Annotated in this window: 24 protein-coding genes, 1 tRNA gene and 1 pseudogene; 15 read left to right on the plus strand and 11 right to left on the minus strand. The window is 72.9% G+C overall.

All coding sequences use genetic code 11. The annotated features are described in order from the left end of the window. Positions 1-178: 178 nt before the first annotated feature. The 4 genes and pseudogenes from ACH4E7_RS12735 to ACH4E7_RS12750 all read right to left on the minus strand — a co-directional run. On the minus strand, positions 179-979 hold the full coding sequence (locus ACH4E7_RS12735; RefSeq protein ID WP_396249054.1) for a hypothetical protein: 801 nt from the start codon (positions 977-979) through the stop codon (positions 179-181). 1 nt (position 980) lies between these two features. After that, positions 981-1,598, minus strand: coding sequence for a hypothetical protein (locus tag ACH4E7_RS12740; protein WP_396249116.1), 618 nt, complete (start codon positions 1,596-1,598; stop codon positions 981-983). A gap of 163 nt (positions 1,599-1,761) precedes the next feature. After that, positions 1,762-2,046 carry a hypothetical protein gene (locus tag ACH4E7_RS12745; protein ID WP_396249114.1) on the minus strand — a complete coding sequence of 95 codons (285 nt, stop codon included), beginning with the start codon at positions 2,044-2,046 and terminating at the stop codon, positions 1,762-1,764. A gap of 716 nt (positions 2,047-2,762) precedes the next feature. After that, positions 2,763-3,107, minus strand: a pseudogene (locus tag ACH4E7_RS12750) (hypothetical protein); the annotation flags it as partial. Between ACH4E7_RS12750 and ACH4E7_RS12755 the strand changes: the two are divergent. The 3 genes from ACH4E7_RS12755 (at position 3,015) to ACH4E7_RS12765 (ending at position 6,470) form a co-directional block, all read left to right on the plus strand. After that, the gene (locus ACH4E7_RS12755; RefSeq protein ID WP_396249055.1) at positions 3,015-3,692 is read left to right on the plus strand and encodes a response regulator transcription factor; all 678 of its coding nucleotides are present in this window, start codon (positions 3,015-3,017) and stop codon (positions 3,690-3,692) included. The pseudogene ACH4E7_RS12750 and the gene ACH4E7_RS12755 sit on opposite strands and share 93 nt — an antisense overlap. Then, positions 3,685-5,154 carry an ATP-binding protein gene (locus ACH4E7_RS12760; RefSeq protein ID WP_396249056.1) on the plus strand — a complete coding sequence of 490 codons (1,470 nt, stop codon included), beginning with the start codon at positions 3,685-3,687 and terminating at the stop codon, positions 5,152-5,154. Before ACH4E7_RS12755 ends, ACH4E7_RS12760 begins: the two co-directional genes overlap by 8 nt. 161 nt (positions 5,155-5,315) lie before the next feature. After that, a complete protein-coding gene (locus ACH4E7_RS12765) occupies positions 5,316-6,470 on the plus strand; it encodes a hypothetical protein (RefSeq protein ID WP_396249057.1) in 1,155 nt (384 codons plus the stop codon). 275 nt (positions 6,471-6,745) lie between these two features. Here ACH4E7_RS12765 and ACH4E7_RS12770 read toward each other — a convergent pair whose 3' ends face one another. Further along, positions 6,746-8,293, minus strand: coding sequence for an acyl-CoA synthetase (locus tag ACH4E7_RS12770; RefSeq protein WP_396249115.1), 1,548 nt, complete (start codon positions 8,291-8,293; stop codon positions 6,746-6,748). A 187-nt stretch (positions 8,294-8,480) separates the two neighbouring features. Here ACH4E7_RS12770 and ACH4E7_RS12775 point away from each other — a divergent pair, with 187 nt between their 5' ends. The 5 genes from ACH4E7_RS12775 (at position 8,481) to ACH4E7_RS12795 (ending at position 12,123) form a co-directional block, all read left to right on the plus strand. Then, positions 8,481-10,283 carry an acyl-CoA dehydrogenase gene (locus ACH4E7_RS12775; protein WP_396249058.1) on the plus strand — a complete coding sequence of 601 codons (1,803 nt, stop codon included), beginning with the start codon at positions 8,481-8,483 and terminating at the stop codon, positions 10,281-10,283. Positions 10,284-10,442: 159 nt separating this feature from the next. Continuing rightward, positions 10,443-10,580: a hypothetical protein gene (locus ACH4E7_RS12780; RefSeq protein ID WP_396249059.1), complete on the plus strand. Its 138-nt coding sequence runs from the start codon at positions 10,443-10,445 to the stop codon at positions 10,578-10,580. After that, entirely contained in the window at positions 10,577-10,948 is a 372-nt protein-coding gene (locus ACH4E7_RS12785; RefSeq protein WP_396249060.1) for a fic family toxin-antitoxin system, toxin component, read from the plus strand. Before ACH4E7_RS12780 ends, ACH4E7_RS12785 begins: the two co-directional genes overlap by 4 nt. An 82-nt stretch (positions 10,949-11,030) precedes the next feature. Beyond that, entirely contained in the window at positions 11,031-11,342 is a 312-nt protein-coding gene (locus ACH4E7_RS12790) for a hypothetical protein (RefSeq protein WP_396249061.1), read from the plus strand. A 142-nt stretch (positions 11,343-11,484) separates the two neighbouring features. After that, positions 11,485-12,123: a restriction endonuclease gene (locus tag ACH4E7_RS12795; protein ID WP_396249062.1), complete on the plus strand. Its 639-nt coding sequence runs from the start codon at positions 11,485-11,487 to the stop codon at positions 12,121-12,123. Between the two features lie 75 nt (positions 12,124-12,198). Here the strand turns inward: ACH4E7_RS12795 and ACH4E7_RS12800 are convergent, their stop codons facing one another. After that, the gene (locus ACH4E7_RS12800; RefSeq protein ID WP_396249063.1) at positions 12,199-12,765 is read right to left on the minus strand and encodes a TetR/AcrR family transcriptional regulator; all 567 of its coding nucleotides are present in this window, start codon (positions 12,763-12,765) and stop codon (positions 12,199-12,201) included. 93 nt (positions 12,766-12,858) lie between these two features. Between ACH4E7_RS12800 and ACH4E7_RS12805 the strand changes: the two genes are divergently transcribed. From ACH4E7_RS12805 to infA, 6 genes are all read left to right on the plus strand, one after another. Beyond that, a complete protein-coding gene (locus ACH4E7_RS12805; protein WP_396249064.1) occupies positions 12,859-14,298 on the plus strand; it encodes an MDR family MFS transporter in 1,440 nt (479 codons plus the stop codon). Positions 14,299-14,771: 473 nt separating this feature from the next. Further along, positions 14,772-15,866: a sugar ABC transporter substrate-binding protein gene (locus ACH4E7_RS12810; protein WP_396249065.1), complete on the plus strand. Its 1,095-nt coding sequence runs from the start codon at positions 14,772-14,774 to the stop codon at positions 15,864-15,866. A 208-nt stretch (positions 15,867-16,074) separates the two neighbouring features. Then, the gene (locus ACH4E7_RS12815; RefSeq protein WP_355676498.1) at positions 16,075-16,863 is read left to right on the plus strand and encodes an ATP-binding cassette domain-containing protein; all 789 of its coding nucleotides are present in this window, start codon (positions 16,075-16,077) and stop codon (positions 16,861-16,863) included. Then, complete coding sequence (locus ACH4E7_RS12820) at positions 16,860-18,125, plus strand: sugar ABC transporter permease (RefSeq protein WP_396249066.1); 1,266 nt, start codon at positions 16,860-16,862, stop codon at positions 18,123-18,125. Before ACH4E7_RS12815 ends, ACH4E7_RS12820 begins: the two co-directional genes overlap by 4 nt. Positions 18,126-18,589: 464 nt before the next feature. Continuing rightward, on the plus strand, positions 18,590-19,408 hold the full coding sequence (locus tag ACH4E7_RS12825) for a GNAT family N-acetyltransferase (RefSeq protein ID WP_396249067.1): 819 nt from the start codon (positions 18,590-18,592) through the stop codon (positions 19,406-19,408). Positions 19,409-19,482: 74 nt separating this feature from the next. Then, complete coding sequence (gene infA / locus ACH4E7_RS12830; protein ID WP_396249068.1) at positions 19,483-19,707, plus strand: translation initiation factor IF-1; 225 nt, start codon at positions 19,483-19,485, stop codon at positions 19,705-19,707. Positions 19,708-19,950: 243 nt separating this feature from the next. On the opposite strand, the gene ACH4E7_RS12835 is transcribed toward infA, so the two are convergent. After that, positions 19,951-21,159, minus strand: coding sequence for a GNAT family N-acetyltransferase (locus ACH4E7_RS12835; RefSeq protein ID WP_396249069.1), 1,209 nt, complete (start codon positions 21,157-21,159; stop codon positions 19,951-19,953). A gap of 390 nt (positions 21,160-21,549) precedes the next feature. After that, positions 21,550-22,599 (minus strand): AraC family transcriptional regulator, encoded by a 1,050-nt coding sequence (locus ACH4E7_RS12840; RefSeq protein WP_396249070.1) that lies wholly within the window; start codon positions 22,597-22,599, stop codon positions 21,550-21,552. A 221-nt stretch (positions 22,600-22,820) separates the two neighbouring features. Here ACH4E7_RS12840 and ACH4E7_RS12845 point away from each other — a divergent pair. Continuing rightward, a tRNA-Glu gene (locus tag ACH4E7_RS12845) sits at positions 22,821-22,889 on the plus strand. Between the two features lie 125 nt (positions 22,890-23,014). Here ACH4E7_RS12845 and ACH4E7_RS12850 read toward each other — a convergent pair. Genes ACH4E7_RS12850 through ACH4E7_RS12860 form a run of 3 tightly spaced genes read right to left on the minus strand, consistent with a single transcriptional unit; the run spans position 23,015 to position 26,662 of the window. Continuing rightward, positions 23,015-25,393 carry an FtsX-like permease family protein gene (locus ACH4E7_RS12850; RefSeq protein ID WP_396249071.1) on the minus strand — a complete coding sequence of 793 codons (2,379 nt, stop codon included), beginning with the start codon at positions 25,391-25,393 and terminating at the stop codon, positions 23,015-23,017. Between the two features lie 4 nt (positions 25,394-25,397). Next, positions 25,398-26,162, minus strand: coding sequence for an ABC transporter ATP-binding protein (locus ACH4E7_RS12855; RefSeq protein ID WP_396249072.1), 765 nt, complete (start codon positions 26,160-26,162; stop codon positions 25,398-25,400). Then, positions 26,159-26,662 carry a PadR family transcriptional regulator gene (locus ACH4E7_RS12860; RefSeq protein ID WP_380321174.1) on the minus strand — a complete coding sequence of 168 codons (504 nt, stop codon included), beginning with the start codon at positions 26,660-26,662 and terminating at the stop codon, positions 26,159-26,161. Before ACH4E7_RS12860 ends, ACH4E7_RS12855 begins: the two co-directional genes overlap by 4 nt. Positions 26,663-26,684 lie beyond the last annotated feature (22 nt).

Consider the following 26,684-nt stretch of genomic DNA (forward strand, 5'->3'; position numbering starts at 1 on the left):
CCGGCCCGCCGGCCGTCATCGCGCACCCGCCGGGATCGGCTCCGGCACGAACGCGATCCCCGGGGGGAGTGATCCGGCGTCCGGCGGGTTGACGGCCGGAGGGCTCGACGGGAGGTTCATCGGGTGCTGCGCCTTTCCTCGGAGCCGGGCCCGTGCGGGCTCGACGGCTGATCGGAGGTCAGGCCGATGCTCGCGTCTCCCGACGCCCGGCGGCGCTCAGCCACGCCACGGCCGCCACGATGATCACCGCGAGCACCAGGCTGACCGGCCCGGTGCCGAGGTCCAGACCGCCGCGCTCACGGCTGACGCCGGCCCAGTCGGCGAAGCAGGCGCCGAGCGGGCGGGTGAGCACATAGGCCCACCAGAAGGTCAGGACCGGCGACAGGCCGGAGAGCCGGTGGGCCAGCGCGGGTACCGCGATCAGGGCGGCGAACAGCAGCCCGGAGGGCAGGTAGCCCCAGCCCAGGGTGGCCGCGGTCAGGTCGCCGACGGCCGTGCCGAGTGCGAAGGTGGCCATCACCGCGCACCAGTAGAAGACCTCCCGGCGGCCGCCCGCGACGGTCTCCACCGCGAGCGTCCCCTCGGTCCGGCGCCACAGTGCGAACACCAGGGCGAGGGCCGCGGCGAACGCCACCGCCGAGGCGACGTACGGCACCCCGAGGGCGACATGGGCGACGTCGGCGGCCATGGTGCCGAACACGCTCACCATGATCACCGCCGCCCAGTACACCGCCGGGACGTAACGCCGGGCCCGGGCCTGGGCGAACAGCGCGACGGCCAGCAGCAGCCCGGCCGAGCCGACCGCCGGCACCGGCCCGAGGACCCGGGCGAGGTAGTCGGAGGTGGTCTCGCCCATGCCGGTGGTGAGGATCTTGACGACCCAGAACACCGCCGTCACCTGCGGGACCTTGCTCAGGAGGGGCCGCGCGGGCGCCCCCGGGCGGCGCTGGGCCGCCCGGGGGGTTGTCGTGGCGCCCACGTCAGCCGCCGAGGACGGTGTTGCCGGTGATCGTGCCGTTGGCACCGTCCAGGGTCACCGCGTGCCGCACACCGTCGGGGCCGAGGACCACGGCTCGCCAGGCCCGGCCGCCGCCCTGCTCGCCGACCGGGGTCAGCGACTCCACCTTGCCGCCGGAGACCGCGGCCGAGGCCTTGGCCACGGCCGCGGCCGCGTCGGTGGCCGGCAGCGGCGCCGGTGCGCCCGCCTCGGTCCGGCTGTCCCCGCCGGTGCGGTCCTCACGGCCCTGGTGGCCGTGCCGGCCGCCGCGCTGGTCCTGGCCGCTGCGCTGGTCCTGGCCACCACGCTCGTCCTGGCCGCTGCGCTGGTCCTGGCCACCACGCTCGTCCTGGCCACCATGCTGGTCCTGGCCGTCGTACCGCTCGTGCTCGCCCGCCGCCCACTTCCGGCCGTCGCCGTGGCTCTCGTGCTCGTGGTGCACCGCCACCGCGGCCACCGCGCCGCCCAGCACGACCGCCGCCGCGCCGACCACGACCCAGCGCTTCGACCGGCCGCGCACCCAGCGTCCGGCCCGGCCCAGGCCCGTACGCGTCCTGCCCACGCTCTTCTGCGGCTCCGCGCCTTCCATGGGCTCGCTCACAGCACCCACCCCGCTCCTCGACCAGGCCCGGGCCGTCCCCGGGCGAGACGGACAGGATGTCCGGGCCTTGCTGAAGATCAGCTGAAGACCTGAAGACCGTTGCTGATTTCGTAGTCGGACATCAACAATCCGGGCATTACGGCCCGGAAGGTCCGTCACGGTGTCACCAGGGCGCGAGTTGCGCTTCGGTGTCCTGAGTACGGTCTCGCGCTTCCTCCTCGCCCCGTTGGTGGGGGAGGGCTGCGCCACCTGCCCGCCCCGCGCTCGCCGTGCGGCGGGTGCGGGTGGTGCGGGTCTTCCGGTCGGCTCCACGCGGTTTCGACGCTTGCGCGTCCGGGTCTCCGGCCACTCCGGTACCCGTGATGCCGGCCGACGCGAGGTCGGCGAGGTTGCGGGCCGCGTTCTCGTCCCGGTCGATGACCAGGCCGCAGGCGTCGCAGGTGAACACTCGGACATGCAGCGGCGCGAGGCTCGGCGAAGCCGCCTGCGAGCGCAGTCGAGGTGTTTGGGGTTGGGCTCGTACCGGACCTCGCCCAAGCTGTCCGTCATCACCGCCAGACACTTCACGCCCAGGTCCACGCCCACCGCCACGTTCGGGCGTGCGGTGGCGTGCTCGGTCTTCCTGATCTCCGCCTGGAGCGAGACGAACCACCGGCCGCGCTCATGCCGCACTGTGGCTGAGAGGATGCGGACCGTGCCGCCCGCGATACGCCGCTCAAGCTTGCGCGTGGACTCGTGGGTGCGGATCGTCCCGAGCCGGGGGAGCGTCACATGCCTGCGGTCCGCCTCGACGCGAATGGTGCCGGTGGTGAACCGGCACGCCAGCCGCGACGTGTGCTTCGACTTCCGACGAGGCATCCCCACGCGCTTGCCCTTGCGCTGGCCGCGCTTGGACTTGGTGTAGTTGTCGAACGCGGCAGCGGCGTTCGCCAGCCCGGTGTTGTACGCCTCCTTGGAGTTCTCCTCCCACCAATCGGCGAACCTCGGGTCGGTCTTCTTGGCCTGGTTGAACTCCATGCGCAACGCGGGCAGCGACCACGGCCGCCACGGCGTCAACCCAGCCTCGGGAACTCCGTAGGATGTCTCCGCCTCGCGCTGCCACCACGACGCCTCAACCCATGAGACGGCCCAGTTGTAGGCGGCCCGCGCCGCACCGCAGTGCGACCGAAGAGCCGCCTCCTGCCCGGAGTTCGGATCCAGCGCGAAACGGTACGCCTGAACCACGAAACCCGGACGCGCCTCGAACCCCCGCACAAGACACCCCCAACCCCAGCCAGACCGACAACTCCCCGGGCCGTATCGGACAGCACTGACAAACAGCCGAAATATCCGAATTGCCGAGAATCGCCCATGGAAACGGCAACAGCGGTCAACCCCTTCGGCTTCCCGCCGAGGCGACCTGCGACCCTGGTGGGCATGCGCGTACTGGTGGTGGAGGACGAACGTCGGCTGGCCCTGGCCCTGCAGCACGGGCTGGCCGCCGAGGGGTTCGCCGTCGACATCGCCCACGACGGCCTGTCCGGCCTCGCCCAGGCCATGGACCACGCCTACGACGTGGTCGTGCTCGACATCATGCTGCCCGGCCTGAACGGCTACCGGGTGTGCTCGCGACTGCGCGCCTCCGGCAGCGACGTCGGCATCCTGATGCTCACCGCCAAGGACGGCGAGTGGGACGAGGCCGAGGCGCTGGACACCGGCGCCGACGACTACCTGTCCAAGCCGTTCTCCTTCGTCGTGCTGGTCGCCCGGCTGAAGGCGCTCGCCCGCCGGATCGGCAGCCGGGCGCCACGGCGCACCGTCCTGGGTGACCTGGTGGTGGACTCCGCCGCCCGCACCTGCACCCGGGGCGGCGCGGCCATCGCCCTCACCCCGCGCGAGTTCGCCATCCTCGACCACCTCGCCCGGCGGGCCGGCGAGGCCGTCTCCAAGCGCGAGATCCTCGAAGCGGTCTGGGACAGCGGCCCGGACAGCGACCCCAACACCGTCGAGGTCCACGTCAGCGCCCTGCGGCGCAAGATCGACACCCCGTACGGGCGGGCCGCCGTGCAGACCGTGCGCGGTGCCGGCTACCGACTGGCGGCCGACGGTGGCTGACCGCACCCCGATCCGCCGGGTCCGTGCCGCCCTGCGCCGCCGCCTCGACGGACACCGCCGCCCCGACGGACATCCCCGCCTCGCCCGGCACCCCCGCCTCGCGGCCCTGGTCGACCGGCTGACGCCGCGCTCGGTCCGCGCCCGCACCACCCTCGCCGCCTGCCTCAGCGTCGCCGTCGTCCTCGCCGTCGCCTCGGGCGCCGTGGTCCTGCTGCTGCGCGCCAACCTGGCCCGGATCGTCGAGGACGGCGCCCGCGAGCAGGCCCAGGCCGTCGCCCGCACGGCCGAGGACGGGCGGCTCGGCAGCCAGCTCCCGCTCGACCACGGCACCGACTTCATCCAGGTGGTCGACGCGAACGGCCGGGTGGTCGCCGCCAGCCAGAACCTGACCGGCCACCCGGCGGTCGCCCCCACCGGCCACCCGAACGGCCGCAGCACCTTCAACCTGCGCGCCCTGGGCGACGAACACCACCAGCGCGTGACCACGCTGACCGCCGTCACCCCCACCGGCCCGGTCACCATCCACGTCGGCGCCTCGCTGCGCACCGTCGACGCCGCCGAGGACCTCACCACCGCCGCCCTCGCCGGGCTGAGCACCGTGCTGCTGCTCACCGTCGGCGCCCTCACCTGGCGGGCGACCGGCCGCGCCCTGCGGCCGGTCGAGGCGATCCGCGCCGAGGTCGCCGCCATCGGCGACCGGGACCTCGACCGCAGGGTCCCCGAACCGCGCAGCGACGACGAGATCGCCCGGCTGGCCGGCACCATGAACGCGATGCTCGGGCGCCTCGAAGCCGCCGGGCACCGCCAGCGCCGCTTCATCGCCGACGCCTCCCACGAACTGCGCAGCCCCCTGACGGTGCTGCGCACCCAGCTGGAAGTCGCCCGCGCCCACCCGGACCCCGAGGTGCGCGGCGACCTGGTGGCCGGAGCCCTGGAGGACACCGAACGCCTCCAGGCCCTCGCCGCCGACCTGCTGCTGCTCGCCCGCCTGGACGCGGCCGGCCACGACTGGCCGGGTGAACCCGTCGACCTGGTGGAGCTGGTGCACACCACGCTCGCGGCCCGAGGAGCCGAGCCCCACCTCGTCACCGTCCACCTGCCCACTGCCGTCACCGTGCCCGGCAACCCGCTGTGGCTCGGACGGCTGCTGACCAACCTGCTCGACAACGCCCAGCGTCACGCCCGACGCCGAGTCACCGTCCGCCTCGCCGCCGACCGGGCCTCCGGCGGGGCCGTGCTGGACGTGGCGAACGACGGGCCGGTGATCGACCCGGCCGACCGGGAGAAGATCTTCGAACGCTTCGCCCGCCTCGACGACGCCCGCAGCCGGGACGACGGCGGCACCGGTCTCGGCCTGCCGATCGCCCGTGACATCGCCGCCATCCACGGCGGGACGCTCACCGTCCTCGACACCCCAGGGGCGACCACGTTCCGTACCCGTCTGCCGGTGCTTTCCGGGTGAAAAGCACCCGCGACCGTCACCTGGAGTGATCGGCAATTTGGCCGACGTCGTCAGGCGGTCCGCGTCGGTGCGTGCCTAACGTGGCGTTCCGGGGGCCACGTTGAGCACTTCCGCGGGTCAGGACGAATGGTCCGGCCCGCCTTTCAGGAGGCAGTACACACATGAAGCTTCGGGCATGTTCGAGCGCGCTGGTGACCGCCGCGCTGACTCTCGGTCTGACGGCCGTCGCGTCCCCGGCCGGGGCGGCGGACCCGGCCGGGGCGGCGGGCCAAAGGCCGTTCCTGGACCGGTTGAACACCGTGTCCTTCGTCGCGTCCACCGTCCCCGAGAACGGCGACCAGAACCCGTACGGTACGTTCACCATCCGCGAGAGCATCGGTGATCTCCACCGGGGCAACGTCCTGGTCAGCAACTTCAACAACTCGGTCCCCCTGCAGGGCCTCGGCACCACGCTGGTGCAGATCAGCCCGAACGGCACCAGGACCACCTTCGCCACGATCGACCCGAACAACCTGCCCGGCCCCTGCCCCGGCGGGGTCGGCCTCACCACGGCGCTGACCGTCCTGCCCGGCGGCTGGGTCGTGGTCGGCAGCCTCCCCACCACGGACGGCATGCCCGACACCGCCCAGGCCGGCTGCCTGCTGGTGCTCGACAAGCACGGCACGGTGCGCGAGACGATCGAGGGCGGCGGCATCAACGGGCCCTGGGACATGACCGCCGTCAGTACCGAGAAGCGGGGCGGGGGGAGCGGGCAGACCGAGCTGTTCGTGACCAACGTGCTCAACGGGACGGTCGCGGGCGGCGGCGCGGAGGTCGACGAGGGCACCGTCCTGCGGATCACCCTGTGCACCGAGGGCGACCAGCCGCCGCAGCGGGTGGCCACCACGGTGATCGGCTCCGGCTTCCCCGAGCGGACCGACCCGGCGGCGCTGGTGGTCGGCCCGACCGGCGTCGGCCTCGGCCACGACGGCACCCTCTTCGTCGCCGACACGGTGCTGAGCCGGATCACCGCGATCCCGCACGCGCTGACCCGGGACGACAGCGCCGGCATCGGGCGGGTCATCACCTCGGGCGGCAGCCTCAACGGCCCGCTGGGGATGGCCATCACGCCCAAGGGCGACATCCTCACCGTCAACGGTGGCGACGGCAACATCGTCGAGACCACCGAGCGCGGTCAGCAGGTGGCGACCAAGCAGATCAACAACGAGGGCAACCCGCCCGGCGCCGGCGCGCTCTTCGGCCTCGACCTGGATCTGGACCGCGACGCGGTCTACTTCGTCAACAACACGGACAACGCCCTCGACGTCCTGCACTGAGCGGGCCGGGAGTGCGGCGCCCCGGTGTCGACGGGTGCTGCGGGCAGGCCGGTTCTCCCATCGGGGCGGCCCTCGACCGTGGACATCGTCCGTCAGGGCGCCAGGACGCTGATGGTCCCCACCCCGCGGGCGGGCCTGACGCCGCCCTCGCGCTCGACGGCCACCTTCACCGTCGCCGTCACACCCGCGCACTCCCGGTGGTGCCGGCCCCGGATCACCGCCCGGGGGAAGGCGACGGCCCCCGCCGCGCGGGTGCGGCGGGGGCTTGTGCGCGCTCAGTCGACGGAGAGCCGTGCCCGGAGTTCGCGCTTGAGCAGCTTGCCGCTCTGGTTGCGCGGCAGGTCGGCGACGAAGACGACGTTCTTCGGGGCCTTGAAGGGAGCCAGGCGGCCCTTGACGTGGGTGATGAGCTCGGCGGCCGTGGGAACGGCGACATCGGGCTTGAGGACGACGAAGGCGGTGACCGCCTCGATCCACTTCTCGTCGGGTGCGCCGATCACCGCGACCTCGGCGACGGCGGGGTGGGTGTGGACCACGTCCTCGACCTCGCGGGAGGCCACCAGGACGCCGCCGGTGTTGATGACGTCCTTGATGCGGTCGACGACGGTGAGGTAGCCGGCCTCGTCGGCGACGACCAGGTCGCCGGAGTGGAACCAGCCGTCCTCGAACGCCTCGGCGGTCTCCTCCGGCCTGTCCCAGTAGCCGAGGCACAACTGCGGGGACCGGTAGACGATTTCGCCCGGGGTGCCGGGCGGCACGTCCGCCCCGTCGCGGTCGACGATCCGGGTCTCCACGAACAGCACCGGGCGCCCGCACGAGGACGGTCGCTCCGGGTGCTCCTCGGGCCGCAGCACCGCGGCGAGCGGCCCGACCTCCGACTGGCCGAAGCAGTTGTAGAAGCCCACCTCGGGGTGGCGGGCACGCAGTCGGTCGAGCACCGTCACCGGCATGATCGAGGCGCCGTACTGCGCCTTGCGCAGGGAGGACAGGTCGCGCCGGTCGAGATCGGGGTGGTCGGCCAGCGGCACCCACACCGTCGGGGCGAGGAAGAGCGAGCCGATCCGGTCGCGCTCGATCCGCCGGAGCACCTCGGGGATGTCCGGCGACTCCATCAGCACCACGGAGGCGCCGACGGCGAGGTAGGGCAGCAGGAAGACGTGCAGGCCGGCCGAGTGGTAGAGCGGCATGCAGATCAGCGGCCGGTCGTCCTCGCGCAGGTCGAGGGCGAGGATCGCGGACACGTACTGGTGGGTGAGCGCGCGGTGGGTCATCATCGCGCCCTTGGGGCGGGAGGTGGTGCCGGAGGTGTAGAGCAGCTGGGCGAGGTCGGTGTCACGCACCCCGGTGTCCGGGTCGGGCACCGGGCCGGTCAGCGCGGCGTCGAGCAGCGCGGCGTCGAGCAGTCCGGAGTCGTCGCCGCGCAGCGGCACCACGTGCGCGATGTCGAGCTGCTTCCGGACACGGTCGACCTCCGGCGCCAGCGCCGGGTCGGTCAGGACCACCCGGCTGCCGGACTGGCCGAGCAGATAGCTCAACTCCTCGCCGGTCAGCGCGTAGTTGACCGGGACGTGCACCAGACCGGCCCGGGCGCAGGCGAGGAAGGCGATCGCGTAGGCGTCGGAGTTGCGTCCGTAGGCCGCGACCCGGTCGCCGGGGCGCAGACCCAGCGCCAGTAGGTACCCGGCGGCGCGGCTGACCGCGTCGTCGAGCTGCCGGTAGGTCCAGGTGCGGTCGGCGAAGGACAGCGCGGTGCGGTCGGGTGCGCGGCGGGCACTTCGCCGCAGCAGTCCGTCGACGGTGCTGCTCCGGGGATCGTTGAGCATGGTCGCGGTCTCGCTTTCGAGTTCGGGCTCGTGGACGACAGCGGGCACCGGACATCATGCTGCCGCGTCCACCCGTCTCGACACCGGCCGGGGTGTGGTGGTGGCATGACGGGCGGGGAAAGACCCCCGATGCCCGCACCTGCTCCTGTCGTTCCCCCTGTCCCCGTTGTCCTCCCCGAACGGACGCATGACCTTGGACTCCCTGCTGCTCTCCCGTCGCGACCTCGCATTCCTGCTGCACGACTGGCTGGACGTCACGGCCCTCACCCGCCGCCCCCGCTTCGCCGACCACGACCGGGACACCTTCGACGCCGTGCTGGAGCTCAGCGAGGCCATCGCGACGCGGCACTTCGCCACCCACAACAAGAAGAACGACGCCGAGGAGCCCCGCTTCGACGGCGAACGGGTGCACGTCATCCCGGAGGTCAAGGAGGCCCTGCGGGTCTTCGCCGAGGCCGGACTGGTCGGCGCCGCGATGGACTACGAGGTCGGCGGCCAGCAGCTGCCCGTCGTGGTCGCCAACGCCTGCCGGGCCTGGTTCCAGGCCGCCAACATCGCCACCGCCTCCTACCCGCTGCTCACCGTCGGCAACGCCAACCTGCTCCGGGCGTACGGCACTCCGGAGCAGATCGACACCTATGTGCGCCCCATGGTCGAAGGCCGCTTCTACGGCACCATGTGCCTGTCGGAGCCCCAGGCCGGCTCCTCGCTCGCGGACATCACCACCAAGGCGGTGCCGCAGGGCGACGGCACGTACCGGATCACCGGCACCAAGATGTGGATCTCCGGCGGCGACCACGAGCTCAGCGAGAACATCGTCCACCTGGTGCTGGCGAAAATCCCCGGCGGTCCGGCGGGCGTGAAGGGCATCTCGCTGTTCATCGTGCCCAAGTTCCTGGTCCGGCCGGACGGCACTTCGGGGGAGCGCAACGACGTGGTGCCGGCCGGCCTCAACCACAAGATGGGCTATCGCGGCACCACCAACACGATGCTCAACTTCGGCGAGGGACGGCACACCCCGGGCGGCGCCCCGGGCGCGGTGGGATACCTGGTCGGCGAGGCCCACCACGGGCTCGCCTACATGTTCCACATGATGAACGAGGCCCGCATCGGCGTCGGCCAGGGCGCCACCGCACTCGGCTACACCGGCTACCTGCACGCCCTCGACTACGCCCGCACCCGCCCCCAGGGCCGTCCGCTCGCGGCCAAGGACCCGGACTCGCCGCAGGTCCCGATCATCGAGCACCCGGACGTGCGCCGGATGCTGCTGGCGCAGAAGAGCTACGTGGAGGGCGCCCTCGCCCTCGGCCTGTACTGCAGCCGCCTGCTGGACGAGGAGCACACCGCCGAGGAGGAGTCCGACCGCGCCCGCGCCCACCTGCTCCTGGACGTCCTGACCCCGGTCGCCAAGAGCTGGCCCTCGCAGTGGTGCCTGGCCGCCAACGACCTCGCCATCCAGGTGCACGGCGGCTACGGCTACACCCGTGAGTACAACGTCGAGCAGTTCTACCGCGACAACCGGCTCAACCCCATCCACGAGGGCACCCACGGCATCCACGGACTGGACCTGCTCGGCCGCAAGGTCGTCATGGACGGCGGCGCGGGGCTGAGGCTGCTCCTCGACACGTTCGCGGCCACCGCCCTGCGGGCCGAGGAGGTCGGCGGCGAGGCGGCGGAGCTGGCCGCCGCGCTGGAGCAGGCCGCCGGCCGGATCGGGCGGACCACCGCCGTGCTCTGGTCGACCGGGGACCCGGCGACCGCGCTGCCCAACGCCTCCGTCTACCTGGAGGCCGTCGGCCACGTGGTGCTGGCCTGGATCTGGCTGGAGCAGTACCTCGCCCTGGGCGACGGCGCGGACGCCTTCCACGAGGGCAAGCGGCAGGCCACCCGGTACTTCTTCCGGGTGGAACTCCCGCGTACCGGACCGCAGTTCGACCTGCTCGACAGCCTGGACCGGACGGCGGGGGACTGCCGGCCCGAGTGGTTCTGAGCGGCCGCCTCGGCTGAGTTCAGCCCGCCCGGACCGTCCGGGCGGGCTGGGCCGGGTCCTTACGCACCGGCGCGGATTCCGACACAGTGGGCGCACCGGGCGGGTGTGGATCCCCCCGGGCATTGGTAGCGCCTGCTACACCTCGCTACGCTCGCGACCATGAAACAGCTGACCGTGCGACCGGACGACACAGTGCACCGTGCCCTCGGCGAGCGCGCGCGGCGGTGGCCCGCGCTTTCGGCCGAGTTCGGGCCGTCCGTGCGGAGTGTCCGCGTGACCGAGGCGGACGCCGCATGATCCTCCGGATCGACCGGGCCTGGCTGCTCGACATCGCCCACCAGTGCCTGCCGGTCGACCCGGACATCACCGACTACGGCACCCTCGCCGCCGCTGTCGCCCGGCACGCCGACTCCGTCATGGACGTCCCCGTGTACGAAGCCGTCCACCAGCGCGCCGCCGCGCTGATGCACCAACTGATCCGCGTCCCGGCCCTGGAGTTCGGCAACGAGCACTTCGCCGCCGTGGTCGCCGCCGCCTACCTCAGCGCCTCCGGCGTCATCGTCACCGCCGAACCCGAACGGGCCGTCGCCCTCGCGGCCCGCATCCGCGCCGGTCAGGCCGACGTGCGCGAGACGGCGGAGGCCATCCGCACCTGGTACCGCTGAGGGGGTTCGGCCGGGTCGTCGAGTGCCCGTGAACCTCAACACCCCACCGGTGTTGGAATCCCCCGGCCTTAGCCGAGGGAGGATGTCAACGAGCGGTTCATGGCGCTGGTACCCGCGGCCCACCCCCCTCGCCGGGCGGGCCGAGCTGAACGCGTCCGAACTCTCCACCACCGGCCTGCTCACCTGGCCCCACCAGATCAACAGCGGGCTCTGCGACCGCCTCCTGGCCGCCTTCCGGATCGGCGGAGCCGGCCTGCGCATCATCCCCCTCACCGGCCCTTCGACCACCGTCGACCAGGTCGTCCTCACCCCCGTCGAGCCGTCGGACACCGCCACGGCCCTGCGCGACCTGCGGCTGTACGCCTCGGCCGAGTCGCCCTCGCCTGCCCGGTGAGGGCTGTTCGGCCGTCGGACGCCGGGATCCGGACAACTCGGCGCCGCGGGTGGCGGAGTTCGCCGGGATCACAGGCGGCTCGCCGCCAGCGGCTTCTACGCTCACAGTTCGCACGAACACCGTGGCGCGAGGGGGGAATGCCGTGGCTCGCAGGCCCGTCAGGCGACGCCGGTCGAACGCTGCTCGCCGGGCGCAGCAGGCCAAGGGCAACGCGCTGCTGACCGGGGCGGTCGCCGGACTCGTTCTGCTCGCCCTGGTGGTGCGGTGGTCGGCCCATCACCTGCTGCTGGTCGCGGCGCTGCTGGCCGTGGTCGCGGCGGTGGGTGTCGCGGTGCTGCGCGCGCGAGTGCGGGCGCGGCAGCGGGAGTTGGCCGCGCGGGCGGCGCAGCTGCGGCACATCGGGCCGTTCCTGACGATGAGCCCGAAGGCGTTCGAGCACGCGCTGGCGGACCTGTGCCGGCGGGACGGCTGCACGAAGGTGACGGTGGTCGGCGGCGCCGGGGACCTCGCGGCGGACGTGCTGGCGACCACTCCCGCCGGGCAACGGATCCTGATCCAGGCCAAGCGGTACGGGCCGCGGACCTTCGTCGGCTCGGACGACGTCCAGAAGGTCAACGGCACGTACCGTGACGTGCACCGCTGCGACCTGGCCGCCGTGGTGACGACCAGCTCGTTCACCAAGCCCGCCGCCGCGTTCTGCGCCCAGGTCGGCATCCGCGCCGTCGACCGGCAGGCGCTCGCCCTGTGGGCGGAGGGCAGGGGCCGGCCGCCCTGGGGCTGACCCCGTACGGCCCCGGTGTGTCAGTCCGGCCCGTCGGTCCGCGGCGCGCAGGCGCCGCGACCAGCCGGCGGCGGTTCAGCGCACCAGGGGGAGGAACATCGTGTCGACGATCTCCTCCAGGACGTGGTCCGGCACGGGGGCGTAGGTCACCAGGATCTCGTGGCGCAGCAGGTCGAACGGCAGGGACTTGATGCGTTCGGTGAGGCGCTCGGGGGTGATCTCGCCGCGGGCGGCGGCGCGTTCGAACATCACGTCGCCGGTCTTCTCGGCTCCGGGGCCGCCGTCGAGGAGTTCGTCCGGGGTGGTGCCGGTCGCCTGGTGGTAGCTGGACAGGTGCACGTTCATCACGGTGATGAGCTGGACGCGGGTCGCGTTGATCGTCCGCATGAGCGTGAGGACGTCCTCGCGCAGGCTGCCGGTGTCCGGTACGTCGATCCGGGCCTGGTCCAGGGCGTGGGTGACGGCGGCCCGGACGAGTTGGTCGCGGTCGGACCAGCGGCGGTACAGCACGGGCGGGCTGGTGCCGGCGCGCTTCACGACGGCTTCCATGGTGAACCGGGCGTAGCCGCCGCAGGCGAGTTCCTCCCAGGCCGCATCGAGGAGTGCCTTCTCCAGTGCGGCTCCGCGTCGTCGCTCGGCCATGTGAACCTCCTCATTGGATAGATTTGCCTATCTTATCTCGCCGCCCTACTGTGAGGCCATCAAGATAGACGCCTGTATCTTAAGGAGGTCGTCATGACCGCCCCCCACCTCGCAGACCCCGCCCCGCCCACGGCCGACGCCGACCGGGTGGACCCCGCCGTGTGGCGGATGGCCGTCACCCTGATCACCGGCGCCCTGGCCGTCGTCTTCGACACCACCATCGTCAGCGTCGCCCTGGAGGACCTGTCCCGGGACCTGCGTGCACCGCTGTCCACCGTCCAGTGGGTGAGCACCGGCTACCTGCTGGCGGTGTTCGTCACCATCCCGCTCGCCGGCTGGGCCCAGGCCAGGTTCGGCGGCCGCCGTCTGTGGATCACCGCCCTGGGCGTGTTCCTGCTCGGCTCGATCGCGAGCGCCCTGGCCTGGAGTGCCGTCGGCCTGATCGCGTTCCGGGTGGTGCAGGGCATCGGCGGCGGCGTCATGATGCCGCTCACGGCCACGCTGCTCGTGCAGGCCGCCCAGGGTCGCGACAGCGGCAGGGTGATGTCCCTCATCACCGTGCCCACCGCGCTGGGGCCCGTCCTCGGCCCGGTCCTGGGCGGGCTCATCCTGCACCTGGCCGACTGGCGGTGGATGTTCCTCGTCAACATCCCGTTCTGCGTCGTCGGCGGCCTGCTCGCCTGGCGCGACCTCCCCGACGACCGGCCCGGCCCCGAAAGCCCCCGCCCCCGCCTGGACGCCGTCGGCCTGCTGCTGCTGTCACCGGGCGTGGCCGCTCTCATCTACGGGCTGTCCGAGGTCCAGGGCAGCGCGGGGTTCGTCAGCGCGGACGTCCTCGTCCCCGTGATCGGTGGAGCCGCCCTGATCGGCTGCTTCACCGCCCGGGCGCTCGCCCGCCCCGGCGGCGCCCTGGTCGACCTGCGGCTGTTCCGCCACCGCGCCGTGGCCTCCTCCGCCACGCTGCTGTTCCTGGGCGGCATCGCGCTGTACGGCGCCATGATGCTGCTGCCCCTGTACTTCCAGCAGGTCCGCGGCCGGGACGCCCTCGGCGCCGGGCTGCTCCTGATCCCCCAGGGTGTCGGCGCGCTGATCGCGCGCGGCCTGGCGGGCAGGTACACCGACCGCTTCGGGCCGCGCCGGGTGTCCCTGGTCGCGTTCGGGTTAGTCGCCGCGTCCACCGTGCCGTTCGCGTTCGTCACCGCCCACACCGGCGAGCTCTGGCTGATGGCCGCCCTGCTCGTGCGCGGCATCGGCCTGGGCACCGCCATGATCGCCCCCATGGGCGCCGCCTACGTCGGCCTGCGGCACGGCGAGATCCCCGACGCCAGCATCATCAGCCGCGTCGCCCAGCAGATCGGTGGATCGATCGGCGTCGCCGTCCTGGCCGTCGTCCTCCAGCGCGCCACCGGCGGCGCTCGCACGCCCGAAGGGCTGGCCCACGGCTACGACACCGCCTTCTGGTGGTCGGTCGCGCTCACCGCCGTCGCCGTTCCGCTGTGCCTGCTCCTGCCCGGCCGTCGGTCCGACCGGTAAGGCCGGTAGGCGGGCGGTGAGGGTGGGCGGACGGTGAGGGCGGGCCGGTCATCCCCGCGCGCCATCGCTGACGTGGCGTCAGTATCCCCGCCGGGTCGGAGAGTCGTGTCCCTGGAGCCCGCGTGGGTCGGACGGCCCGCCGGTGGGGCCGTCGTCGTGACATATGTGTCCGACTGGCGAAGAAACGTCGAAGTGGACACATCTTGAACACATCAGTTCCGCACACGGCCGGGCCGAGTCCTTCGGGTCCAGTCCGTTGACCAAGGAGAACGTAGTCGAGCCCGACGGGTCCGCCTGCCGGCGACCGGCCGACCCATCGGGTTCGACTGATGAACGAATGCCTTCAGGAAGATAACGAAAAGGCCCAGTCTGGTCTCGTCATGGATTTACTTCTTGACTCCATCTGGCATATGCGGGTTGACTCCGTCCCACTCCGCCGCACCGTCGCGGCGACGTCAGGGAGGCACCCCCACATGAACGCAACGATGCGTCGCGCCGTCATCGCCACCGCAGCCGTCTCGATGGCCCTGTCCATGGCCGCGTGCGGCAAGGCCGGCGGCGACAAGAAGGACTCTGCCGCCTCCGGCGACAACAAGTCCATCGGTCTGCTGCTGCCCGAGAACGCGTCCTCGACGCGCTACGAGTCCTTCGACCGCCCGTTCATCGAGGCCAAGGTCAAGGCCCTGTGCGCGGACTGCAAGGTGCTCTACAACAACGCCGAGGGCAGCGCCGCCAAGCAGAAGCAGCAGTTCGACACCCTGATCGCCCAGGGCGTGAAGGTCATCGTCCTGGACGCCTTCGACGCCACCTCCACCCAGGCCTGGGTCAAGGAGGCCGCCGCCAAGGGCGTCAAGGTCGTCGCCTACGACCGCCTGGCCACCGGCCCGGTCGCCGCCTACGTCTCCTTCGACAACGAGAAGGTCGGCGAGCTCCAGGGCCAGGCCCTGGTCGACGCCCTCGGGGACAAGGCCGCCGACGCCAACATCGTCATGATCAACGGCGACGACGCGGACCCGAACGCCGGCCAGTTCAAGGCGGGCGCCCACAAGGTCCTCGACGGCAAGGTCAAGAAGATCGTCTACGAGCAGTCGGGCGAGTGGAAGCCCACCGTCGCCGGGCAGAAGATCGGCGCCGCGATCACCCAGTTCGGCAAGGACGGCTTCCAGGGCGTCTACTCCGCCAACGACGGCATGGCCGGCGCGATCATCACCCAGCTCCAGGGCGCGGGCATCAAGGTCCCGGTCGGCGGCCAGGACGCCGGCCTCGACGCCGTCCAGCGCATCGTCAACGGCGACCAGGCCTACACCATCTACAAGGCCTACAAGCCGCTCGCCGACAACGCCGCCGAACTGGCCGTCGACCTCCTGCAGGGCAAGGACGTCAAGTCCGTCGCCAGCGCCAGCATCGACAGCGCCACCGACAAGGGCATCCCGGCCAAGCTGCTCGACCCCAAGGTCGTCACCAAGGCCAACATCCAGGACACCGTCATCGCCGACGGCCTCTACAAGGCCGCCGACATCTGCACCGCGGACTACGCCGCCGCCTGCGCCGCCGCCGGCCTGAAGTAACACGCGGCCGGCTCGGAGTAACACGCCGCCGGCCTGAAGTAGCACGCGCGGGCGGAGCTCCCCACTCCCCGGGGAGCACCGCCCACACCGTGCGGCGGGCTCCGCCCCGCCCCAGCACCCCTTTACGACGCTCACCCGCCCGCCCCGCACGGCGCGCGGGCCAGCCCGGTCGCCGACCCACCATCACGGCGCGCACGGGAAGAAGGAGATGGTTCACGTGACAGGCGCACCCGTACTGGCGTTGCGCGGGGTCTCCAAGCGCTTCGGCGCCGTCCAGGCACTGACCGACGTGCACCTGGAGGTACACGCAGGCGAGGTGGTGGCCCTGGTGGGCGACAACGGCGCCGGAAAGTCCACGCTGGTGAAGACCATCGCCGGCGTCCACCCCATCGACGAGGGAACGATCGAGTGGGAGGGCAAGGCGGTCTCCATCGGCCGTCCGAACGACGCCCAGGCCCTCGGCGTCGCCACCGTCTACCAGGACCTCGCGCTCTGCGACAACCTCGACGTGGTCGGCAACCTCTTCCTCGGCCGCGAGCTCAAGAGCTTCGGCACGCTCGACGAGGTCGCCATGGAGAAGCGCGCCCGCGAACTGCTCGACACCCTCTCCATCCGCATCCCGAGCGTGCGCATCCCGATCGCCGCCCTCTCCGGCGGCCAGCGCCAGGTGGTCGCCATCGCCCGCGCCCTGGTCGGCGACCCCAAGATCGTCATCCTGGACGAGCCCACCGCCGCCCTCGGCGTCGAGCAGACCGCCCAGGTCCTGGACCTCGTCGAGCGCCTGCGCGAACGCGGCCTCGGCGTCATCCTGATCAGCCACAACATGGCCGACGTCAAGGCCGTCGCCGACACGGTCGCCGTCCTGCGGCTGGGCCGCAACAACGGCGTCTTCGAGGTGGCCGGCACCTCGCACGAGGAGATCATCTCCGCCATCACCGGCGCCACCGAGAACGCCGTCACCCGGCGCCAGGCCCGACTCGCGGAGGAAGCGAAGTGACCACCGAACAGACCACCCCGGCCCAGCCCGCCCCGGCCACCCCCGCGGTCGATCCCCGTCTGCTCGTCCGCGAGGCCGGCTTCGCCGGCTACATCGGGGAGTTCAAGCGGAAGATGAAGAACGGCGACCTCGGCTCCGTGCCCGTCGTCCTCGGCCTGATCCTCATCGGCGCCATCTTCCAGAGCGTCACCGGGGACTTCCTCAACGCCGACAACCTCACCAACATCACCAAGTGGATCGCGGGCCCCGGCCTGATCGCCGTCGGCATCGTCTTCGTGCTCCTCCTCGGCGAGATCGACCTCTCCCTCGGCTCCGTCGCCGGCGTCTCCGCCGCGATCGCCGCCGTCCTGTCCGTGCGCTCCGGCTACAACGAGTGGGTCGCCTGCCTGATCGCCGTCGGCGCCGCCGTCGCCATCGGCGCCCTGCACGGCTTCTTCTTCGCCAAGATCGGCGTACCGGCCTTCGTCGTCACCCTCGCCGGCCTGCTCGCCTGGAGCGGTCTGCAGCAGTACGTCCTCGGCGACAAGGGCACCGTCAACGTCGTCAACGACGGCGTCCTGGCCAACCTGGACACCTACTTCCTCGGCGACGGCGACATCGCCTACACCTGGGGCCTCGCCGTCCTCGGCATCGCGCTCTTCGCCGCCGGGCAGATCCTCGACGCCCGCCGCCGCACCGCCGCCGGCCTCACCGCGCGGCCCATGGGCGAGATCGCGCTGCGCACCGGTGTCCTCGCCGTCATCGGGCTGACCGCCGCCTACATGCTCAACCAGGACCGCGGCCTGCCGCTGCCGCTGCTGGTCTTCCTGGCCGTCGTCGTCATCACCGACTTCGTCCTGCGCCGCACCGGCTACGGCCGGCAGATCTTCGCCGTCGGCGGTGGCGTGGAGGCCGCCCGCCGGGCGGGCATCAACGTCGCCTGGGTCCGGATCTCGGTCTTCATGATCTCCGCCGGCATGGCCGCCCTCGGCGGTCTGTTCATCGCCTCCCAGCAGGGATCCGCCGACAAGCTCCTCGGCGGCGGCAACGTCCTGATGAACTCCATCGCCGCGGCCGTCATCGGCGGCACCAGCCTCTTCGGCGGGCGCGGCAAGACCTGGTCCGCCCTGCTGGGCATCCTGGTCATCCAGTCGATCATCACCGGCCTCGACCTGGTCCACGTCAACCAGGCCATCCAGTACATGATCACCGGTGCCGTCCTGCTCGGCGCCGTCGTCCTGGACTCCGTCTCCCGGCGCACCCGCAAGACCGCAGCGCGCTGACCCGACGCCACACCGACCGGCCCGGCACCCGACCCCTCGGGTACCGGGCCGGACTCGCTCGCGAGGGATCCGTGCGTGACCTCGTCGTGGTCCACGGCATGGCCGAGGGGGCCGTGTCGGCGGAGAGCGGACCGCCCGTACCAGCCCCATGCCTCCGCCGCACCCGGACCACCAGGTCGAGGTGCTGGTCCAGCACCAGGTGGAGAACCTCTGCCAGACCCTCGCCTGACCGGCCGTCGGGGTCCGCCCGCGACGGGGGTGCGGGCGGACCCCGTGGACCGATAAATGGGTTGGGCGGGCACATCGTCGGCTGCTACTGTCTGCACAGCCGTGAGACGACGCGAGGAGGTGACACCCATGAAGGCTGTATCCGTGTGGGTGCTCCCCCTTTCCGTCACGGCGGGCGATTGACCTTGGTGTCGCCCGGGAGCGCCTCGAAGAAGGCACTTCCGAAAGGCAACACCATGAACGATTCGCATTCCATTCCCAGCACCGGCGACCACGCCCCGGGCACCGGAGACCACGCGATCGTGGTCACGCGGGTGTCGGACACCGAGTGGCACGCCATGGACGGCGACCAGGTGGTCGGCCGCGGCGACGCCTCGGTCCGGCCCGACGGCCGGCTCTTCGTCGGCATCGACGCGTGGCACGGTGAGGACTTCGACCGCATCGCCGGAGCGATGACGGCGGACCTGCCGGCACCGCTGTACGCCGTCGCCGACGAAACCGACCGGGACTCGACGTCCGCCTGGCAGCGGGCCGGCTTCACGACCGTGCGCCGCGAGTGGGGCTACGTCGTGCCCACCGACCCGCAGGTCACCGGACTCGGCCCGGTGCGGCCCCCGGCGGGCGTGGTCATCGTGCCCGTCGGTCAGGTGGAGGAGGCGCCCCTGCGCGCCCTGGACCAGGTCCTGCACGCCGAGATCGAGGCCGGTCCCGGCTGGCAGACGATGCCGGCCCAGGTGCTGCCCCGCCCGGCGGGGACCACCGTGGTCGACCCGTCGAAGTACGCGGTGGCCCGACAGGCGGGCCGGTACGTCGGGCTGCTCCGGCTGGCGCCGCTGACCCGGCAGCCGCGGATCGGCCTGATCGCGGTCCGGGCCGACCTGCAGCGCCACGGCATCGCCCGGGCGCTGCTGGCCGACACGCTGGACGCGCTGCACCGCCGCGGGACGGCCTCGGTCTGGGCCGAGGTCACGGAGTCCAACGCGGCCGCCACCGCCCTCTTCGAGGGCATCGGCGCCCGGCGCGCGGGCAGCACCCTGGAATTCGTCCGTCGCTGACGCCCCGCCGCGCGTTCGCGGTCTCCCAGCCGACCACAGCGTCAAGTGAACCAAGAAACGAAGAGGTGAGAGCCATGACCAAAGCAGCCAATGGCATAGAAGTCGAAGGCATCGTCGTCGAGTGCCTGCGCAACGCCAACTTCAAGGTGGAACTCCCGAACGGGCACACCGTGCTCGCCCACATCAGCGGGAAGGTCCGGAAGAACCACATCAAGATCCTCCCGCAGGACCGGGTGCTCGTGGAGCTCAGCCCGTACGACCTCAGCCGCGGCCGGATCCGCTTCCGCTACCGGTCGTAGCGCATGTGCCGCCGGTCGCGGGGGGGGGGCCCCCCCCGGGGGGCCCCCCCCCCCCCCCCCCGGGGGGGGGGGGGGGGGGGGGGCCCCCCCCCCCCGCGCCCCCCCCGCCCCCCCCCCGCGGGCGGGCCGCCCCCCCACCCCCCCGGGGGGGCCCGCCCGGGGGGGGGGGGGGGGGGGCCCCCCCCCCCCCCCCCCCCCCCCCCCCCCCCGGCGGGTTGTCGAGGGGGGTCGGGCACCCGCCCGTCAGAACCAGTGCAGGCAGTACGGCGGGCGCTCGGCGCGGAAGAGGGCGTCGGCGAGGGCGGCCGCGTCCGGGCGGTGGACCCGGATGTGCCCGGCCCGGACGAGCGTGCTCGGGGCGGTACCGCCGAGGTAGACCGAGCCCAGGTCGCGCACGTCCAGGGACAGGTCGGGCTCCCGGTCCGTCGGGACGCACTCGGCCTTGCCGTCCCGGACGGTCAGCAGGTAGCGGCCGTGCTCGCCCAGGAAAGGGTCGTCCACGTCGAGGACGAGCTCGCCGTCGCTCAACCAGCCTCGCGAGGTCAGCGCGCGCGGCACGTCCAGCAGTCGCACCCATAGCCAGTCGCTGCTGTTGCCCACCTGGGCGGCGCTGAAGTCCGCGAGCTGCCAGCGCAGTGGGTGCTCGGACGGGAAGTGCTTGAAGACGACCTGGGTGATCAGGTCGTGTCCGAGCGCGAACCGGGCCAGGGCGCTGTAGGCGGCGTCGTCGGTGGCGATCGTCTCGTCGACCGCCAGGGTGTCCCCGTCGAGCGAGTAGCTGGCGTACCCGTCCGGAACGCCGTCGGCGTCCCGGTGGACGGCTATGTAGCGCGGCGCCGAGGCGATCGGGGGCTGTCCCGCGCCCAGGGCCCACCAGCGGTGCGGCCGGGACAGCGCACCGGGCTGGGTGCGGCGGTACCGGTCGTAGACCTCCTCCAGGATCTCGCCGCACTCGGCACGCCGGAGCACCTCGACCGAACCGGCGTCCGTGCCGCCGGCCCGGGGGGCGGCGAGGGCGGCCTTGTGGCGCGGCACCGTCAGCCGTCCGGTGTACGTCGCCGGGCCATAGCCGAACCTGCCGTAGATCAGGGCCTCGGAGGCCAGCAGCACGGAGAGGACCTCCCCGCGGGCCCGCAGCTCGGCGAGCTGGTGCCGCATCATCGCGGTGAGCACACCCTGGCGGCGGTGCGTGGGCAGGACGCCCACGTTGCTCACCCCGGAGACCGGGGTGATGACCTGACCGGGCAGGGTGAGTTCGAAGGAGTACGCGCTGGCGGTGCCGACCGGCCGCCCGTCGGCCGCCACGGCGAGCAGGCTGCGGTCCAGCTCGGTCGCCGACCACCAGACCCCGCTGCCGTCCTCGGCCGGGGTCTCCGGGAAGCGCCCGAACGCGGCATGGAGGGTGTCGACGAAGGCGTCGAGGTCCTGGTCGGTCGTGGAACGGATCTGCATTGCTGCCGCTGCCTCCCTGGTTCACCGGTACCACGACGCGTGGTGCCCTGCCACAGTCCAGCGTCGACCCGTGCCCGGGTCAAACGAATTACGGACGGTCAGCACACGAGCCGCGGCGACGAGTTCGCGCGAAGCGGCCGCTCGGCCCTGAGCCCGGACGGTAGGGCACGGCGGGGGAAGCGCGGCGGCCCGGCACGCACCCCCGTGGCGTGCCGGGCCGTCGGCCCGCTGTGGTCCTCCGCGCCGGACCGGTCCGGCGCGGAGGTGGACGGCGGCGTGGGCGCCGTTGTGTTCCTCCGGGAGGATGTCAGGCCGCGGCCCGGCCGTGTTGGCGCTGCGTCGACAGTTCCTTGGCGCTGCGTCCACTCGTTCCGTGCTCCCGCTGCTGCGTCAGCGCCGCGGCGACCCGTTCGCGCACGCCGACAGGGCCTGGCGCCGGTGCTCGCTGGGCGGGATCCCGTACGCGGCCCGGAAGGCGCGGGTGAAGTCGGAGGCGCGGGGGATGCCCCAGCGGGCGGCGAGGACGTGGACCGGCATGGCGCGCAGCGCGGGGTCCGCCAGGTCGCGGCGGGCCTGCTCCAGCCGCTGGCCGCGGACCCAGGCGGCGACCGTCTCGCCCTGTGACTGCCGGGTGAACACACGGTGCAGATAGCTGACGGAGATGTGGTGTGCGGCGGCGATCACGGACGGGGACAGCTCCGGGTCGTGCAGGTTCCGGCGGATGAACGTCCGGACGTTCTCCATCAGCGCCCGTTGCCGGGCGTCGTCCGGCAGCGCGGCCTCGGCGTCCAGTTCCCGGGCCAGCCAGGCGGCCACCAGGTCGACCACCACCGTCCCCAATCGGGGGGCCTCGGCCGGCCCCAGGGCGGCGGCCTGCCGGTCCAGGCCGAAGAGGAAGTCCGCGAGCAGCGCGCACGTGCCCTCCCGCCCCGAGAACCCCCGGCCCATCAGGTCGTGCAGGCGGTACGGCGGCAGCGGCAGCAGGGACACGGGGAAGTCGATGCCCAGGGCTTCGACCCGGCGTTCGACGCGGTCGGCGGCGCGGCCGGTGAACGCCCGTACGTCGTACGGCTGGGTGCTGTCGAGCATGTACAGCTCGCCGGGACCGAACACGGCCGTCCGGTCCCGGTCGTCGCGCGCCAGTGACAGGCCCCCGTCGAGTACCAGCGTCAGGTGGTACACCCCCGGGTCGGACCGCCGCACCATCCTGGCGGTCCGCTGGAAACGCGCGGGCGGGAAGGACGATCTGAGGAGGGTCACCGGACCAAGCTCCAGGCGCCGCATCTCCGCCTCGAAGTGGTCGGCGTGAGCGCTGGTCATCTCGCTGTCCCGGGTCCGTCCGATCAGCTCCCGCCAGCAGTCGAACCGCTCCTTCGCGGGCACGTCCTCGCCCGTGAACACACTCCCCGTCCTCGCGGTCACGTCCTGCGCTCCCTCCATCCCGCTTTTCCTCCGGCCGGTCGACGAGGCCTCCCCCTGACACCGTCAAACCCTGTGACGATTCACCAGAGCGTAAGGGGGCGGTGACGGTACAGCTCGGGCAGGGGTGACGGCCGGACGCCACCGCGGCGGCCGATTTTCCTCTGCCGATCATCTGCTGGTAACTTCTTCCTCGTCGGCAGGACAAGATCACGGAAGTGATCGAAGGCCTGCAGGACCAGGCGTCGGTGGTGCAGCGGTAGCACGCCCACTTTCAGTGGGAGGGGTTCGTTCGATTCGGGCCCGGCGCTCCGACTCGCAGGGGCGGAAGTCGTTTTCGACTTCCGCCCCTGCGGTTTTCCGGCGCTTCCCCAGGCAGCACGTCGTAGCTGTGGACCGAGGAGACGTCGAGCACCGAGCACGGGGCCACCCCCGTCTACCGGCCGGCCCCGTCCGGAGTCCGGGTGGGAGGGGGCACGCGCAGCACCGGCAGCGCGGAGAGCGCGGCCGCTGCCACGGCGCCCGCGGCGGCCACCGCGAGGAGCGTCCAGACGGAGGGGGCGCGGGCGATGCCCGCACCGATGCCGCCCTGCTCGCCCTGCCGGTCGATGAGCCACCGGACGAGCGGGATGCCGGCGGCCGAGCCGACGGCGACCGTGGGCAGGGCGATGGCCGTCCCTCGCACGGCCATCACGACGGCGGACTGGCCCGGGGTCAGACCGATCGCCCGAAGCAGTCCCAGGTCTCGGCGGCGCTCGTGGAAGCCGGCCGCGGCCGTGGTGAGCAGCTCGACCAGGCAGATGAGGGCGAGCACGACCAGGAGTCCGACCACGCTGGCCCGCAGGGCGTCCGGCCTGGTGACCGGGCCTGCGGAGAGGCGGAGCTCCACCTGCCCGGCGAGGCCGGCGCGGGCGGGGAGGTCGCGCTGGACCTCGGCGGGGTCGTGGCCGGGGCGCAGGGTCAGTCGCCAGAAGCCGGGGTGGGTGGGGTCGCCGGGCCGGTCGAGGGTGTCGAAGCCGGTGGACAGGACGCGGCCGCCGTGCTCCGGTTCGAGGTCACGCCCGACGATGTGCAGGATGCGCGGGGTGCCGCCGGTGGTGAGCCGGATCCACTGGCCGACCCGGGCGCCGAGCAGGTCGAGGGCGCCCTGTCCGGCGACCGCCTCGTCGGTCGCGCGGATCTCCCGGCCCTCGACGACGGTGTACGGGTACGGCGCTTCGGTGGTGCCGACGGCCCGCAGGGTGAGCGTCGCGGACTGGCCGGGCGCGAGGGCCTGCAGTTCGGTGCCCGGGTAGACGCCCCGCACGGCGGGGTCGGCGGCCAGGGCGTCGGCGAGCCGCCCGTTGTCGGGGGTCTGTTCGGGGGTGGTCCGGCGGGCCGTGACGGACGGGGCCGTGACCCCGCCGTCGGGCCGGGTGACGGCGTCGAGCGTCGCCCAGGTGCTCAGCGCCAGGGTGGCGGCGACGACCGGGACGGTCAGCCGGACGGCGCTCACGACCAGGCCCGAGCGGCGGCGCAGGACGCTGCCGAGTCCGAACACGAGGCTCGGCGGCAGCCGTCGGAGCAGGCCGAGACGGACCGGCCGGGTCGTCATGGCCGTCGGCCGGGTGCCGTCCGTCGGGGGGACCGGGGCGACCCGGGCGGCGCGCAGGGCGGGCAGGGCGGCGGCGGCCCCGACGGCCACGAGTGCCGCGGCCATGACAGCACCGGTGGCCGCGGTACCTCCGGGCGCGAGCCGGTGCAGCGCGTCGGTCCCGCCGCCGAGCGCCGGGACGGCGTGTACGGCGATCGCCGCGCCGCCGACACCGAGCAGGACACCGGCGCCGGCGAGCAGGAGCTGTTCGACGATGAACATCCAGGCGACCTGGCCGGCGGTGAAGCCGAGCGCCTTGAGCAGGGCGATGTCGCCGGTCCTGGCCCGGATCCGCCCGCCGGCCGCGCCGGCCACCGCGAGGGCGGCGGACAGCAGCGCGGCCAGTCCGCTGAGTCCGAGCAGCAGGCCGGCCAGCCGGTCGTCCTGCTGCCGCGCGGCCCGCGCGTCCAGCCAGGTGGTGATCCGGGACACCCGGTCGGCGCCCAGGACGCTGACCACCCGCTGGGCCGTATACCCCGCGTCGGAGGGGCGGGTCAGGCGAAGTCCGAGGGTGAGGCCCTGCGCGGCCCGGTCCGGCTGTACCAGGTCGAGGGTGGCGGGGAGGGTCCAGCCGAGGTCGTAGCCCGCGGCCTGGCTGGGCAGTTGGTCGGGGCTGTCCGCGATGCCGAGGACCCGCAGTTCGACGGGGGCGCCGTGGCTGTCGAGGACGGTCAGGCGGTCCCCGGGGCGGGCCCAGGCGGCGTCGGCGGCGGACTGTTCGAGCACGATGCCGTGGACGTCGGCGGGATCGAGCCAGGCACCGGAGCGCAGCAGCGGCCGGGCCGCACCCGGGGTGTCGCCGCGCAGGACGAGCGCGGTGCGGTCGGTGCGGTCCGCCGCGCCCGGCGGCCCGGCGGCCCCGTCGGCGCGGCGGCCGACCAGCGTGGTCTCGGCCGTGTGCTGGGGCGGTGAGACCGCGAGGACGCCGGGTTCGCGGGCGAGCACGGCGGTGGACGGTTCGTCGGTCCCGCTCGCGGTGGCCGCGGGAGGGCGCAGGTCGATCCTGATGTCGGGCGATCCGGCGTCCCGGAACTGACGCTGCCACGGGTCGGCGGCGGCGCCGAGCAGGGCGCCGGCGAGCAGGAGGGCGGCCGCGGTGCCGCCGGTGGCGAGGACGATCAGCAGGGCGTGGACGCGGTGCGAGCGCAGATCGGCCCGGATCCAGCGGAGGAGCGCGCGCACCCCGTCACCCGCCGAAGTCGATGACGTCGCGGACCCCGTTCGCGCTGCGCCACGCGGCGGGAGGCTCCTCCACGCGGGCGTCGTCGGCGATCCGGCCGTCGAAGAGGCTGACGACCCGGTCGGCGGTGCTCGCCGCGCGGGCGTCGTGGGTGACCAGCACGACGGTGGTGCCCTGCTCGTGGTAGCGGCTGAGCAGGGCGAGCACGTCACGGGTGCTGCGGCTGTCGAGGTTCCCGGTCGGTTCGTCGGCGAGGAGCAGTCGCGGCCGGTTCACCAGCGCGCGGGCCAGGGCGACCCGCTGACGCTCGCCGCCGGAGAGTTCCCCGGGACCGGCGGTGGCCTTGTCGGAGAGGTCGAGGTCTGCCAGGAGTTCCCGGCGGCGTTCGCGGGCGGTGCGGCCGGACACGCCCGCGAGCACCGCGGTCAGTTCGATGTTGTCGGCGACGGAGAAGTCCGAGAGCAGATTGCCGCTCTGGAAGACGATGCCGTAGTGGCGGCGGCGCAGCCGGGCCCAGGCGGCCTCCCCGAGCCGGTCGACCCGGCGGCCGTCGAGCCTCAGCTCGCCCGCGTCGGGCCGCAGCAGACCGCCGAGGAGGTGGAGCAGGGTGGACTTGCCGGCACCCGAGGGGCCGGTCACGGCGACGAACTCGCCCCGGTCGATCCGCAGGCTGATGCCGCGGACCGCGGGTATCAGGGTCGAGCCGCTCAGGTGCGAGCGCACCAGGGCGTCGGCGGCCAGCAGCGGCGGTATCGGCTCCGTGCCGGTCAAGTCAGCTCCTCCTGGCAACGCTCCAGCCAGTCGAGGTCGGCCTGCAGGTGCAGGACCGCACCCTCGATCAGCAGCAGCGAGGTCCGGTTTCCGCGCTCGGTGGCGGCCAGCTTGTTGAGTCCGCGCATCATGTTGATGCAGTGCCGACGCTGGTTGTTGATCAGCGTCAGCTGGTCGGCGAGGTCGGTGCCTTCGGCCAGGATGAGCTTCATGAAGAACTCGTCCCTGACCCTGGGCCCCTCGGTGGGTGCCTCGAACCAGCCGGCGAGTTCCTCGGTGCCCTTCTCCGTGATCTCGTAGACCTTCTTGTCCGGTCTGCCCTCCTGCGTCACCTCGGTGCCGCGGATCAGGCCGGACTTCTCCAGTCGGCTCAGGGTCACGTAGATCTGGCCGATGTTCGGCTGAGGGTACGCCGCGCCGAAGGTCTGCTCAAGCCCCTGCTTGAGCTCGTACCCGTAGGCGGGCTGCCGGGCCAGCAGCGCCAGCAGCTGATGGCGCACCGGGCGTCACCTCTTCCTGTCC

Source organism: Kitasatospora sp. NPDC018058, from assembly GCF_044327205.1.
Taxonomy (GTDB): Bacteria; Actinomycetota; Actinomycetes; order Streptomycetales; family Streptomycetaceae; genus Kitasatospora.

What these genes read in the sequence shown, in the direction of transcription:
- ACH4E7_RS12780 (WP_396249059.1), top strand. Translation starts at nt 10,443, where the DNA reads ATGAAACAGCTGACCGTGCGACCGGACGACACAGTGCACCGTGCCCTC.
- ACH4E7_RS12815 (WP_355676498.1), top strand. Translation starts at nt 16,075, where the DNA reads ATGGTTCACGTGACAGGCGCACCCGTACTGGCGTTGCGCGGGGTCTCC.
- ACH4E7_RS12785 (WP_396249060.1), top strand. Translation starts at nt 10,577, where the DNA reads ATGATCCTCCGGATCGACCGGGCCTGGCTGCTCGACATCGCCCACCAG.
- ACH4E7_RS12755 (WP_396249055.1), top strand. Translation starts at nt 3,015, where the DNA reads ATGCGCGTACTGGTGGTGGAGGACGAACGTCGGCTGGCCCTGGCCCTG.
- ACH4E7_RS12835 (WP_396249069.1), bottom strand. Translation starts at nt 21,159, where the DNA reads ATGCAGATCCGTTCCACGACCGACCAGGACCTCGACGCCTTCGTCGAC.
- ACH4E7_RS12825 (WP_396249067.1), top strand. Translation starts at nt 18,590, where the DNA reads ATGAACGATTCGCATTCCATTCCCAGCACCGGCGACCACGCCCCGGGC.
- ACH4E7_RS12765 (WP_396249057.1), top strand. Translation starts at nt 5,316, where the DNA reads ATGAAGCTTCGGGCATGTTCGAGCGCGCTGGTGACCGCCGCGCTGACT.
- ACH4E7_RS12770 (WP_396249115.1), bottom strand. Translation starts at nt 8,293, where the DNA reads ATGCTCAACGATCCCCGGAGCAGCACCGTCGACGGACTGCTGCGGCGA.
- ACH4E7_RS12790 (WP_396249061.1), top strand. Translation starts at nt 11,031, where the DNA reads ATGTCAACGAGCGGTTCATGGCGCTGGTACCCGCGGCCCACCCCCCTC.
- ACH4E7_RS12805 (WP_396249064.1), top strand. Translation starts at nt 12,859, where the DNA reads ATGACCGCCCCCCACCTCGCAGACCCCGCCCCGCCCACGGCCGACGCC.
- infA (WP_396249068.1), top strand. Translation starts at nt 19,483, where the DNA reads ATGACCAAAGCAGCCAATGGCATAGAAGTCGAAGGCATCGTCGTCGAG.
- ACH4E7_RS12840 (WP_396249070.1), bottom strand. Translation starts at nt 22,599, where the DNA reads ATGGAGGGAGCGCAGGACGTGACCGCGAGGACGGGGAGTGTGTTCACG.
- ACH4E7_RS12800 (WP_396249063.1), bottom strand. Translation starts at nt 12,765, where the DNA reads ATGGCCGAGCGACGACGCGGAGCCGCACTGGAGAAGGCACTCCTCGAT.
- ACH4E7_RS12810 (WP_396249065.1), top strand. Translation starts at nt 14,772, where the DNA reads ATGAACGCAACGATGCGTCGCGCCGTCATCGCCACCGCAGCCGTCTCG.
- ACH4E7_RS12775 (WP_396249058.1), top strand. Translation starts at nt 8,481, where the DNA reads ATGACCTTGGACTCCCTGCTGCTCTCCCGTCGCGACCTCGCATTCCTG.